This is a genomic window from Aporhodopirellula rubra (assembly GCF_014192335.1).
Taxonomy (GTDB): Bacteria; Planctomycetota; Planctomycetia; order Pirellulales; family Pirellulaceae; genus Rhodopirellula; species Rhodopirellula rubra.
Map to the genome: position 1 here is coordinate 98818 of NZ_JACHXU010000003.1, position 13450 is coordinate 112267.

The 13450-nt window shown below is 57.0% G+C and carries 9 protein-coding genes; 1 reads left to right on the forward strand and 8 read right to left on the reverse strand.

The features are described 5' to 3' along the window. Positions 1-16: 16 nt before the first annotated feature. The 5 genes from phoU to FHS27_RS05135 form a co-directional block, all read right to left on the reverse strand. Positions 17-715 carry a phosphate signaling complex protein PhoU gene (phoU, locus tag FHS27_RS05115; protein ID WP_184302618.1) on the reverse strand — a complete coding sequence of 233 codons (699 nt, stop codon included), beginning with the start codon at positions 713-715 and terminating at the stop codon, positions 17-19. A gap of 59 nt (positions 716-774) precedes the next feature. Then, complete coding sequence (gene pstB, locus FHS27_RS05120; RefSeq protein WP_390852682.1) at positions 775-1653, reverse strand: phosphate ABC transporter ATP-binding protein PstB; 879 nt, start codon at positions 1651-1653, stop codon at positions 775-777. Positions 1654-1822: 169 nt separating this feature from the next. Further along, on the reverse strand, positions 1823-3109 hold the full coding sequence (locus tag FHS27_RS05125) for a PstA family ABC transporter permease (RefSeq protein WP_184302622.1): 1287 nt from the start codon (positions 3107-3109) through the stop codon (positions 1823-1825). A 19-nt stretch (positions 3110-3128) separates the two neighbouring features. Further along, positions 3129-4004 carry a phosphate ABC transporter permease subunit PstC gene (gene pstC / locus FHS27_RS05130; protein WP_221224891.1) on the reverse strand — a complete coding sequence of 292 codons (876 nt, stop codon included), beginning with the start codon at positions 4002-4004 and terminating at the stop codon, positions 3129-3131. 68 nt (positions 4005-4072) lie between these two features. After that, a complete protein-coding gene (locus tag FHS27_RS05135; protein ID WP_184302629.1) occupies positions 4073-5140 on the reverse strand; it encodes a PstS family phosphate ABC transporter substrate-binding protein in 1068 nt (355 codons plus the stop codon). A 411-nt stretch (positions 5141-5551) separates the two neighbouring features. On the opposite strand from FHS27_RS05135, the gene FHS27_RS05140 reads away from it, so the two are divergent. Next, a complete protein-coding gene (locus tag FHS27_RS05140) occupies positions 5552-6679 on the forward strand; it encodes an FAD-dependent oxidoreductase (protein WP_184302632.1) in 1128 nt (375 codons plus the stop codon). 292 nt (positions 6680-6971) lie between these two features. Here the strand turns inward: FHS27_RS05140 and FHS27_RS05145 are convergent, their stop codons facing one another. The 3 genes from FHS27_RS05145 to FHS27_RS05155 all read right to left on the reverse strand — a co-directional run bounded on the left by FHS27_RS05145 (position 6972) and on the right by FHS27_RS05155 (position 13164). Beyond that, complete coding sequence (locus FHS27_RS05145) at positions 6972-7643, reverse strand: hypothetical protein (RefSeq protein ID WP_184302635.1); 672 nt, start codon at positions 7641-7643, stop codon at positions 6972-6974. A 230-nt stretch (positions 7644-7873) separates the two neighbouring features. Continuing rightward, positions 7874-9076: a hypothetical protein gene (locus FHS27_RS05150; protein WP_184302638.1), complete on the reverse strand. Its 1203-nt coding sequence runs from the start codon at positions 9074-9076 to the stop codon at positions 7874-7876. Between the two features lie 314 nt (positions 9077-9390). Further along, complete coding sequence (locus FHS27_RS05155) at positions 9391-13164, reverse strand: hypothetical protein (protein WP_184302641.1); 3774 nt, start codon at positions 13162-13164, stop codon at positions 9391-9393. Between the last annotated feature and the right edge of the window lie 286 nt (positions 13165-13450).

The following is a 13450-nucleotide window of genomic DNA, read 5'->3' on the forward strand; positions in this document are numbered from 1 at the left end:
ATGAGAAATCTCGTGTTTAGGAAACCTCTTCGCTGGCAACATCATCGTTGGAGGTTTCCGTGATGTGTCCGTGACGCACGATGTCACCGCTGACCAAGTAAACCGTTTCTTCGGCGACGTGTGTTGCCATGTCCGCGATCCGTTCGAGATGTCGGATCGCGCTAAAGCAATGCAGTCCCGCTTCGACCATTTCGGGGTCTTCTCGCATGCGTTGTTCGAGTTCGCGGATCATTTCGACGTTGAGACAGTCGACCGCGTCGTCCTGTTTGATCACTTTTTGAGCTAGGTCGGCGTCATGCTCGAGGAAAGAATCGAGCGCCGAGCGGACCATGTTGATCGTCGCGCCGACCATTTTGCTGAGGTCTTCGGGGACGCGGAACAAGGGATAGAGGTCCAGAGAGATGCTGCGTTCGGCGATGTTGCAAGCGAGATCCGCCATGCGTTCGAGGTCACCGTTGATCTTCACTACCGTGACCATCCAACGAAGGTCTTCGGCGACGGGTTGGTGTAGGGCCAAGAGTTTCAAGCAATCTTCTTCGATCTGGACGTCTTTTGCATCGACTTCGTCATCGGTGTCGATCACCGTTCGCGCCAAATCAGGGCGACGCTCAACCAACGAACGGACAGACAAGCCCATCATCTGTTCGACCACGCCGAATTGTTCGACGAGGTCAGAACGAAGTTGTGTCATTCCGCGATCGAGATGTTTGCTCATAGACGTCAGTCACTCAAAGACAGGGAGGGGCGAAAAGGCGATTGATAGAAGGGAGTGTCTTAACCGAACCGGCCACGAACGTAGTCGTCCGTCCGTTTCTGTTGCGGTTTGGTGAAGACGTCGTCGGTGGGGCCCGACTCTACGAGACGTCCTTCGAAGAAGAACGCGGTGCGATCACTGCAACGGCTCGCCTGTTGCATGTTATGAGTGACCATCACGATCGTGTATTGTTCACGGAGTTCGTAGATCAGGTCTTCGATCGCCAGCGTGCTCGCGGGATCGAGGGCGCTGCAGGGCTCATCCATCAACAGAATTTCGGGGCCGACGGCGATCGCACGTGCGATGCAGAGTCGTTGTTGCTGGCCGCCGGACAGGCCGAGTGCCGGTGCGTTGAGCCGGTCTTTGACTTCGTCCCAAACGGCCGCCTTACGCAGCGACCATTCCACCAGTTCGTCGAGTTCGCCTCGTCGCAGTTTCAGGTGCAAGCGTGGACCGAAGGCGACGTTTTCGTAGATCGTTTTCGGGAACGGATTGGGTTTTTGAAAAACCATGCCGACTTGTCGTCGCAGGTGCACCACGTCGGTTGATGGGCTCAGCACATCGAGGTCGTGGATTCGAAGCGTGCCGTTGCTGTGGGCCGTTGGCACGATGTCGTTCATGCGGTTGATCCACCTCAACAACGTGCTCTTACCGCAACCGCTTGGTCCGATGAAGGCGGTGACTTGGTTGCGTCGAATGTCTAGCGACAAATCATGGATCGCTTGGAACGAACCGTACCAAGCGTTGAAATGGCTGATTTCGATGCACAGTTCCTCGGCTGATTGAGACGCGTCCGCGGGGGACGGAGCCGATGTATCAGTGGTGGGTGCGTTCGTGGCGCTAGCGGATTGAGGCATATCGATCGCCAGCCTGATGGGCTGCGTTTGTTCGGGAATCATGACCGAAGCGTTGTACGTACTACGGACATTAAGCGAAAGGATTTTGTCGGTGCCGTGGTGGCAGAGTAATCGGGGCGGGAGACGTGACGCCGCGGAGGCGAAGGTGATCGTCGAAGTTGAACGGTCGTATTTTGTCAGAACGGTACAGGTCGGTGAGTGAAGCGATTGTTCATTCCACGCGTATTTTTTGACGCAGGTAGATCGCCAGCGAGTTCATGAGCAGCAAAACAAGCAACAACACGATAATCGCGGCGGCAGCGAGTTGTTGGTAGGTCACCTGGGGGTCACCCGCCCAGTGAAAAATCAGCACGGGCATGGTGACGACGGTGTCCATCAGGTTTTGCGGTCCCGAGTTTTTGGCAACCGTCGCACCGAGAACCACCAGGATCGGGGCGGCTTCGCCGATCGCACGCCCCATCGCCAAAATCGCTCCCGTCATGATACCCGGAATCGCCGCGGGTAACGAAACATTGCGAACGGTTTGCCATTTGGTCGCCCCGAGACCGTAGGAGGCCTCGCGGAGCGACGGCGAAACGCTGCGGAGTGCTTCCTGAGCGGCGATGATAACGATCGGCAGGATCACCAACGAAAGCGTTAGCCCGGCGGCAAGAAAGCTGCGTCCGAAAGGAAGGCGGAAATAATACCACGACGTTTTCGCGTACGCCCCGCCGCTTTGGCCCAGTCGGACGGTGCGGTGCTGAGTCGCGGGATCCTTCGGCTTCGGGGTGCCTGATTTTGGATCCCAGACCTCGAGGCGGAAAGTGTTTCCATCACGATCGACGGCTTCGATCGGTTCGGTGATGGTAATCGTGGGGAGCGCTAGGTCGGTTTGGCGGACCAGGACCGAGTCACCTCCACCCGCCAGCGTCAGAATTTGGTAGTACCGCTCGACACCCATCAGTTCGGTTCCGCTGGACTCGTTGACTTTGATTTGGCCGAACGCGTTGAACATGAAAACGAACAGGCTAAGACCCAACAGTCCATAAACGATCGAGGGGACCCCGGCGAGATTGGAGATGTTGAGGTTGAGGAATCCGTGCAGGCGTCGAAGCCATGGATTGGTCGGTTGGAACTCCTCGAGAAAGATGGCTGTTCCGATTCCAAGTGGCAACGCGGACAACGCGCAAACCGCACAAATCGAGAGCGAGCCGATAATTGCGGGGTACATCCCCGAGCTGGCCGGTTCGGACGTGCTGTGCGCACCGGTGAGCAACGTCGGCGTTAACCGAGATCGCCCTTGGACGGCGATTGAAATCAACAGAACGGCGAGCACGACGATACTCAGGAAGGAGACGCTGACGCATATCCCGTAGAACGTTTTGCTGCGCCGGATTCGTCGCTGTGAGTTTTGAGTTGATTCGGTTGTCGCCGATGCTCCCTGGCGTATCGCCTCCGGCACCGGACGTTGTGATTCGGAGTCGTTGGGGGCAACGGGCGTCGTCGATTCGATGTTCATTGTACGGAATGCCTTTCGATCACGCGTACGATTCGCGGTAGCGTCGTCGCACCAGTTGGCCGATCAACGTCATCGCAAATGTGATCACGAACAGTGTGATGGCAACACCGTAAAGACTGAAGTATTGAACCGTGCCATACTCGTTCTCACTCTTGATCATCTCGACGATGAATCCCGTCATCGTCTGCGATTGAGTACGCGGATCGATCGTGTAGGTCGCCTGAGTCCCCGCAGCGAGGGCGACGACCATGGTTTCCCCGATCGCTCGGCTGAACGCGAGCAGAAACGCGGAGACGATTCCCGATAGCGCGGCGGGAATGACTACTTTGACCGAGGTTTCAAACGGCGTGCAGCCCAGGCCGTAGGCTCCCTCACGAAGTGCTCGTGGAACCGCGTGCAACGCATCTTCGGACAAGCTGCAAACCATCGGCAGGCAAAGAATTCCGACCGCGATGCCCGCACTGGTGGCATTGAACGCGTCAAACCCGCCGTCGGTCATCCACTGCAGTGAAGGGCCAATGACCAACACGGCGAAGTATCCCAGCACAACGGTTGGGATACCGGCGATTATTTCGAGTGTCGGTTTAAGAACCGCGCGGACTTTCTTTGTCGCAAATTCGCTGAGATATACTGCGGTAATGAGACCGCTCGGTAGGGCGATCAACATTGCGATCGCCGTTACGCGAAAGGTTCCTGAGAGCAAAGGCCAAATGCCGAAATCGGCGTCTTCGATGTTTTTGCTTTGCAGGGCGGTCCACCGCGTCCCGGTCAAGAATTCGGTGACCGAGACGTATTCACTGTTGAAAAAGTGCCAGCTCTGAGTCACCAGCATCACGATAATGCCTATCGTGATTCCGATCGTTGCCATGGCGCACATTGCCAGCATGGAGAGCATGATGCGCTCCTGCCAAATGCCCGCTCCGGTTGATCGGAATTGTCGGTTCTCTAAAGCAGCAGGGCGATTCACTTCACCAAGTTCTCACTAACGAATAGTTCGGCAAACGAACCCTCGCGGCTTTCGCCATCGGCCGTGACAAAGTGCGTTCCCTCTTCACGGGCGTCCAAATTTGCTTGAGCTTGGTCGATCATCGATTGTGGCAAGCGGACCGAGTTGGCGGCTTCGCATAGATCCGAAACGTTTTCGATGTAGAACTCGACGAAGACTTGAACCTCGGCACGATTGAGCGACTCGCTGTTGACGTAGATGAACAGCGGACGGCTGAATGGTGCGTACTTGTTGGATGAGATGTTTTCAACCGTTGGCTCGTAAGCGACGTCGTCTTTCGGGTTCACGATCGGCACGGCACGCAAGCGGTCTTTGTTGGCGGTGTAGTATGCGACCCCGAAGAAACCGACGGAGTACTTATTGCCGGCAACGCCTTGGACGAGAATGTTGTCGTTCTCGTTGAGTGTCATGTCCTCGCGGAGTTCCTGCTTGTTGGCTTTAGCGAGAACTTCGTGGAAGTAATCGTAGGTTCCCGATCCGGTTCCCGGTGCGAAAATCTTGATCGGTTGATCGGGCCATGAAGGATCGACGTCGCTCCATTTCTTGGCGGCGTCTTCACCGACGAACATTTTTGTCAGTTGTTCGACCGTCAATTCTTTAACCCAGTCGTTCTCCGGGTTCACCGCGATGGTCAATCCGTCGTAGGCGACGGGTAATTCGATGAAGCTGACCCCGTTGGCCTGACATTTTTCGAATTCGCCCGGTTTGATTGGACGTGAAGCGTCGGAAATGTCCGCACCCTTGTCGTAAAACGCCTTAAAACCGTTGCCGGTACCGTTGCCACTGACGGTGACGTCAACCTGAGGGTGCAATTTGATGAACTCTTCGCGGACCGCATCGCTGATCGGTTGGACGGTACTGCTGCCATCGATCTTGATCGCACCGACCAAGTTGGATTCAGGCATGTCGTCGACGGTCGCGGTGTTTCCGTCGGACGGGGAAGGTGTGCTTTTACTGCAGCCTGAGACAACAATGCCAGAGACGAGAAGGGTTGCGACGCAGGCAATCCAATTGCGGTAATTCATCAGAGGGAACCTAATCAAAGGTGGGGATATTGAGTAGAGAAGCTGTCTGACACACAGTCTATCCGGCAATGTAAGATTCCTAAATGCATTTGCATCTCGGAGAACGAGGCGGACTCGACGCGAGTTCGAGGGCCAACTCGGAGGGCAATTCTCCCCGTTTTTCAGCGAAAACGTCACCCCACGACTTATCGGCCCCGTCTGGACGAGTGTGAAGATCGTGTTAAGAAACGGGGCGTCAGAGCGCTTCAAAATGTCATTGCGATCTCCGCCGCGGTAGGTAGGTCGTCGAATTGGACATTGCTCGTATAATGCCGCCAAAACGGAATTACCAAAGGTGGGGCGATCGCTGGGAAGCGAGTGGTCACATCGAATTAACGCAAATTTAGCAAACATCCCACTGCGAGATCTCCTATGTCCTCAACGTCAGATACCCCCCGTCCGGTCGGAAGCGAAGGTCCGGAAAAAACGATCATCATTGGCAGCGGACCTGCGGGATGGTCGGCCGCGATCTATGCAGCCCGCGCCAACCTCGATCCTGTGCTTTACGAAGGCACTTTCAAACAGGACATGATGCCGCTCGGGCAGCTCGCCTACACGACCGAAGTCGAGAACTTTGCAGGGTTTCCTGCCGGCAACGTCCGTGCGTTCGTGAAATCAGCCGTCGACAAGAGTCGGCACTACAACCTGCCCGAACCGCCTGCCGGTCATACCAAGGACGATCAACCTCACTATGCCGTTCAGGGCACTGAGTTGATGGAATTGATGAAGCAGCAGGCCTTGAACTTCGGGACTCGCGTGGTCAGTGATGACATCGAACGAGTCGATTTTTCCGGACCGCCTCACACGCTCTACCCGGCCGCCGGCGAGCCGGTTCAGGCGCAAACGGTGATCATCGCGACGGGCGCTCGTGCCAACTATTTGGGGTTGCCCAGCGAAGAAGTTTACAAAAACAAAGGCGTCAGTGCGTGTGCGGTCTGTGACGGTGCCCTGCCAATTTTCCGCAGCAAACCGCTCGCCGTGGTCGGTGGTGGCGACTCGGCCGTCGAAGAGGCCACCTACCTCGCCAACCTCAAGGGTGCCGACAAAATCTATCTGATCGTTCGCCGCGATGAGATGCGGGCGAGCAAGGTGATGCAGGATCGTGCTCTGAATCATCCCAAGATTGAGATGAAGTGGAATAGCGTCGTCGATGAGGTTCTCGGTGATGAGAAGATTGTCACAGGCCTGCGTTTGAAGAGTACCGTGGACGGCTCCATGAGCGATCTTGCCGTCGGCGGGATGTTTGTCGCGATCGGGCACACGCCCAATACCGCGTTCCTTGACGGTGCCGTCGAGATGAATTCGGCTGGATATATCCAGTGGACCCTCCCCTTCCGCACGAACACCAGTGTCAAAGGTGTGTTCGCGGCAGGCGATGTTGCGGATGACTACTACCGTCAAGCGATCACATCAGCAGGGACCGGTTGCATGGCAGCTCTTGATTGCGAGCGGTTTTTGGTCGATCACGAAGAGGTCATTGGTGCCTCTTCGGCTCGCTAGAGTCGGTTGTTGAAGAACTGAGCCCGTCGCGCTGAGCCCTTCGCACCGAGCCCACGCGACTCCAAGGGCATATACGGTATACGGAAGCCACCGTCGTCAGACGGTGGGCCGTGCTCGGGCGAACGTCACTGTTTTTGAAAACGAGCATCGTTTGCGGAGTGCTGATCGATTGATGTCTGGCATCTTATTCTGAGGCACTACCGCGGCGAAGATGGTTTCGCCGCGTGAGTTCGGGCGCACTCGGTGTTAAGAACTCCGCTCTTAACCTGCGGTGTTGGTCATACCGCATAGCTTATTTGGCTGCGTTGAGAGCATTGTTGATTTGATCGTTGATTGCTGTTTCCGGCGTTGCAGTTGCGTTTGTTGCCGATGGCGGTGGGCTGTGTAAGAAGGCACGAACCTGCTGGTGCATCGCGAGCAGTTCTTTCTTGACGACTTCATAAGAGGCTTGGCTGCGGATCGCGGTGAGCAATGCGTCGTCGATCTCTCGAGGCAGTTGAGCCCGTGTTGCTCGGCTCTCGATAACGTCGGCAATCGACAGGCCGATGTCTCCTTTGGGATCGTACATGGTTGTCAGGATGTAAGACTTCACGCCCATTTCCATCAAGGCTGCGGCGGGTTGGCCGTGTTTGGCTTCAATCGCTCGCGTGGCGGGACCAAGGTCTTTGAGCAGGTAGTGGAGAACGGTGGCGCCGTACGAAGCGGGCGTGCCTTTCTTTTGCGGCAATTCAGGCAATTCAATCTCGAGAAAATTCGCGATCTGATTCGCATCCCGCATGACGTTATTGACGGCTTGCGGGTCGGCATTTTGGATCGCTGCCGAAGCGGCCAAGCCGATTTTGCCCGCCATGACCCATGTCGCCTCGCGGGCATTGGGCGGTTGCATCGGATCCTCAGCCGAGGATGAGTGCGTCGCGAAAAACGAAAGTGTCGCCACCAGAACGAATGTCAAACCGTGTCGCATCGAAGAATCCTTCACTTGTCGAAGTGGATGGGATTGCAGAAAGAGGATGCGGGAACACGGTTTCAGTCCGCGTGCCGCTATTCATTAGATGATGAAAGCGGAGCACGACCGGACACCGGTTCGCAAAGAGTTGCTTATTTCGCAGGATGCTATTTCTATCAAACGCAATGTAGGCATTCCACGTTGAAATGCGGCGGCGCTGCAAGAGATCGATCGGTGAACGCGAGGCGTTACTGCTTGCTCGGCTGCACGGTGTCGGCGGCCGGTTTGGGGACGGCGAAGAATGTGTTCGCGCGACGCACGCTATCGGGATCCACTTTCTTCAGCTCTTCCATCGCTTCGGCGGCTTCAGGTTTGGGGCAGGCTCGCAAGTAATTCACAACCGGGACGCGGACCCAATTATTTTCGGCGTCGGCGTTGAGGAAGAGTTGCTTGAGTTTGTCGACTTGGCTCCAATCCTGCCAACGCGCCAGGTCGGGGATCACGAGATCGGCAAGGTCTTCACGATCTAGGATGGCGTGCAGCGATTCGACAAGAGCGCTCCGCGCGATCACGCCGCCTTCGGTTCCGTGAAAACGGATCGCCATGATGGCCGCGTAGGTGTCTGCATACGACGCCTGTCGGTTGACCAAGAATTCCTCGTTGACGAGTTCGAGGCCCGGTTCGCCCGCGAGCGTGAGGTAGCATGCGATGAGTGCGTCGAGTCCCGTGCGGGCGGTCTTTTGGGTGCTGCGAAGCATTTCTTCGAGCATCGGCAAATCATCTTTGTCACCGCACACGCCTAACATGGTCAAATACAAACGTTTGCGATCGGGTGACAACGAATCGTCGGAGATCCACTCGACCAATTGGTCATGGTCCATCTTGGGTTCGATTTTTTGCAGTGCCGCGTACGGAGCAACCGCGAATTCGTCGTAGGCGTCACGAGAGAGCATGGAGTCTTCGTCTTGCAGGTAATCCATGTAGAAGAGAAGTCGTTCCGCGTCGTCTTTCTCCGCGATCTCTGGAATCCGAACGATGTACTGTTCGGCACGCGGCGTCAGTGGCAAGCAGGACCACTGCATGTCACTCGGGTCCACGCCAGAGAGTAGGAAGCGACGTCCCTTGGCAATGTCTCCGAAGTAAACCGCTTTGACGGTTTGCCCGGCGGCCACGTGGTCTTCGCCCTTGAGGACCATGGCGATTTTCATTTCGACTTCGCCGGTGTCGGCGTTGCGAGTCGCATCGCTCTGCATTGCCGACGCGATCACGACGGCATCCATTGCCTCCATTTCTTGACGCAACGTCTGAGCCACGGCGCTGCAGAACGGACAGGCGACTGCGGTGCGAGACAACGTTGAACTGACGACCAGTGAACCGATCACTGTCATCGTGATTACGCTGCGGAACCATGAGCGATGGCGGGGCGTCATCGCGGATTGTTTGAATTGCATTGGGATGTTTTGGATGGAGGGGGAGCTAGGTGGGATGGCCGCGACCGGTGGTGTTTTTCGAGTGCGTTGCTGGCCGATTTGGGGGACTGTTGGCCGAGGATCGGGCGTTGGTCGCGGGGTGACGGTTTGCGATCGCAAGGGTTTTGCGTCGGGCCGTCGCGTTCGTATTTTGATCTCAGTCGGGGCTGGCTGCTACCGGGGAACGTAAACGCCCTCGCCGTTGGGGGGGGCGAGGGAGCCGATGGGACGTACCACGCCGTCCTATTTTATCCGGCGTGTTTGGACGTTGCGTCATTCTACGACGCTGACGAGATCTAGTTCCCAAAGAGTTTGTCAAATCGCAGCTTTTCGAGGCTCTTGTTGAGGCCCTGTTCGAGTTGTTGCTGTCCCCGACCGAGTTGCTGCTGCAGGAAATTTCCGGCGGCGTCTTGGGCCGCTTGTTGAGCCGCCTGGACGCCCATGTCGGCGACGACGCGGCGGATGCCCGCGGAATCGAGGCTCGGTCGACTAAGGGTCCCGTCGATTGGCAGGGTCATCGTTTGCCCCGCGAGCCCTCGCAGGTCGCTGCCGAGCCATTTGGCGTCGAGAGGGATTTGGGCAATGAGATCGAGGCGTCCGTCGAAATCGACTTGTCCGCTCGTCACCACGCGAGCCCGGTCGACGTCAAACATCAGGGCGCGGTGATTGACCACGCCGCGGCTGACTTGGAACTCGACCGATTGAGCGGGCATAGTGATGAGGGTTCGCCCGGTGCGTGGTGGGCGAGCGGCGGATCCGATTGCGGCAAGGGCTTGAAGTTGACGGGCGCTGGCGATGACTTGATCCGCCAACGGTCCGGCGTTCATCTGCACACGTTCGATATCGAGGCGACCCCGGATTTCGCTCCGCGTTGGGTCGTCGATCCAGACGGTTGCTTGTTGCAATTCCGCACTGAAGGTGCCTTCCACGAGGGCCGCGTCAGCCGCGATCGGTGCGAGATATTTTAGCCATTTGCCTGTCATGTCGGGCGTCAATGCGACACCTCGTGCGATCGGTCCTGGCCGCAAGTCAATATAGAGTTCGGGGCGGTAGTGAACGTCGCCGGCCAGCAGGATTTCACCGGATCCAGTTTCAATCGGTTGGTCGCTCAGTGGTGCCACTTGAGGGCCAATCATCCGCGGCGTCAGGCGACTCGGGCCGAGCACCGGAATGCGGCTGGGGGTGATCGTGACCACACTCTCCGTCATCCGGAATGGAACTTCAGCAGGTCCGAAGAGCATGCCCGCCGTGTCGACGGTCTCCCATCCCAGATTGCCTTTGATGGTGAAGGCGTATTCGGACGAATGGTTTTGTGCGTAGAGAATTTCGATAGGAGTTTGGTGCAAGCCTTCGGCAACGATGGTGGTTCCCGATAAGCTGGTCAGCCGTCGAGCGACTTCATCCATTTTGAAACGAGCCGGCCCACGCAGTTGCAAGTCCGCGGCTTCGTCGCTCCACGAGGCTGAACCGGCGAGTGTTGCTCCGCACCAGTCCGTTGAGATCTGCAGCGATTCGGTTTTGACCGCGAGCGTGGGCAGGTTCACGTCCAAGCTGCCTTCGATCTGCATTGCTGGTTCGGACCAAACCACCGACGAAAGCGCGGGGTTCCCGCTCGCGTGCGGTTCGCTCAAAACGACATCGCGGCCACTGATTTTGGTATCGACGTGCACGCGAACGGTGTCGCCAACGATGATCGTGTTCCCCTCCAGTTTGCCCGCGACATCCCATTGGCCCGGTGCTGTGTTGATTGGGGCGGTACTGGTGAAGCCGATTTGGCGTGTTTGCGTCGTGCTGGAACGCCCGTTGACAGCGTGCGTTCGTGGACGATCCTGAGGTTCACGTGCGATGCGTTTGGAGGCACTGGTTTGGAGTCGATCGAGATCTGCCAGCCATGCGATTTCGAGATCCGTCATGTTGTTGATCCATTCGCCTTGGATCGCGGCTGAAACGGCATCGCCGGTCACCGTCATCGATTGGATCATCACTTCACGGCGAGGCCAGAACGCTTTGCCGTCGAAATGCAATTTGACGAGTTCCTGTTCGATGTCTCGATCGTTCATCGGGATTCGCAGCGAACTGAGTTGGCCATCGAGGGCTTGCATCAAGACGTCGCCGACGCCGTTCATGCTGGCGCGAGCGGTGAACTCAAACCCGCCTCGGCAACCGCTGAGCGATTGCGGCATCCAAGGACGCAGCATTTCCGTAACGGAGTCGATCTGGCCTCGTCCGCGTAAACGCACCGGAATCATTAATGTCTTGTCGAGTCCACGAACCGTTTGCACCAAATCGACGTCGGTTTGTATCCCGTCGCCTTGGATGCGGAGGCTGCCACGTGACAGTTCATCGAGTGACCATCCATTCCCGGTCGTGGACCAGCGTCCTTCGACATCGAGCGTCGAAATCAGTTGCTGTTGTTGGAGTCGTTGTTCAGGAGCGAGTTCGATCGCGAGGTTGTCGATTTGGCTGTTGCCCTGCAATCGCCATAGCCCGTTGGCTTCAGCGTCCCATCGCAGGTTGGCTCGCACGTCGCCTTGGAGATCTTGGTTGTCGAGTTCGAAAATTGGCTGCAGCATCCGGGCGAGTTTGCCAAAGTTGACATCAACGTCCGCGGCACCCGAGGCGATATCCCCGTGTCCTTGAATACGGGCGAAGGGGCTGTTCATTTCAAACTGTTCAGCGGACAGTTCGGTCGTGTTGCTGGCCACGATTGCAGTGGCATCCATGGGCGCGATGCGGATTGCTTTTCCGTCGGCGGTGGCTTCGATCGTATCGCTTTGGATTACCAGTCGCCGTCGACGTTGTCCAAGACGCGCCGAACGTGGGTCGAGGGCGGGCAACGGTTCGATGGTTGCCCGGAGTGTTCCTCGGTGCAACGTCGCGCTACTGCGCATCGGCAATACGTTAGGCATTGCAGCGTGCAGACGCGGTAGGTCGATCAAAATGTCGGCGGTCGCGTCGACTTGATCGAGCCAAACCAGTGGGTTCGATTGGGAACCCGAGAGTGAAAACGAGTCGGAAAACTCTCCGTTCATCGCAACGGTTGCGAAGTCCGTTTTAGCGGACATTTGACGTGTCACGATGCGGCCAGGTTGCCACATCCAATCACCGTCGATTTGGGTTAGCTCGTTACTCCACAAACGTTTTTGCGTGGATGGATCGAATGCGGCGAGTCCGCGAATTTCGATTTTACGTAACGAGACGCTGGGGTGACCCGATACGGGCAGTTCGAGGTGCGTGCTGCCCGATAGGTCACCTGTGATCTCGGCAGGCAGTTGGCTCTCGGGAAAGCGTCTGGCGACGAGACTCAAGACTGACAACGGAAGTGAGTCGGATTCTACTTGCAACGCGACGGGCGTGGTTGCACCGGGGAGCATGCCGACGGTAGCACTGCCTTGCAGCGATCCTTCACCGCCACCAGGTTGTTGCAGGACGCCTTGCCACTTTGATCGTAGTTCTTTCGCGTCGAGTTCCATCGATGCGTTGGATTGGCTGAGAGACCAGGTTGCCTGCGTCACACCGTCGGTTACATCGACATGCAAACCTTGAATCTGCACCGAACCTTCGGGGACGACGTTCGTCGGAGTTTCCGAAGGTGCGAGCAATAACGCGATGTCTTCTTCGATTGAGCTTGTCGAGGCGTTCACCGTGCATGCGACTTGCACGTCGCGCAGGACCAGTTCGCCGAATTGTCCCCCTTTGAATTCACTCGACAGGAGTTGGGGGAGGGTCAGTGACGTTTGCAGTTCACCGATTTCGATGGTTGATCCAGCCCTGTCGCCGACAAGACGCAGGCCGTTGATGCGAATCGGGGTCACCCATCCGATTTGGATGCTGTCCGATTCGGCTTGCCATCCGTATGAACTCAGCGATTGTGCGAGGAACGAACGTCCTAGCGGCGAGTTGCTGATCAGGCTCGGTCCCGATGCGATCATCAACGTGACGAAGGCGAATGTCATGACGGCGATCATCTGTCGTCGTCGCGATCGGTCGGCTCGACGATGCAGGGTGCGTTCGGTTTGAGTTCGTTCGCGAACCTCAAAGTCGTAGTTCTTGACCGCTTTGCGTCGCATCCGTGCGTCTCGCTATTAGGGATGGATCGAATCGGCGCCGATCAATGACAGACAAGGGGCGCGCGTGGATTCACTTATAGCGAGAAAGCTTCATCGAGCGCAAGAGAGGTTTGCGTCGGCGCATAAAAAAAGCTCCCGGAAAGTACGAGGTCCTAGGGGGGCGGAGGACAACGCGCTTCTCTTCCGGGAGCCGGTGGTCGGTGGTGTGTCTTTCGGTGTTGCAGAATCCGATCTTAGCTCAGCAAGCCGGCTTCTATTTTCGCAACTTTGGTTTTCAATTTCAAGA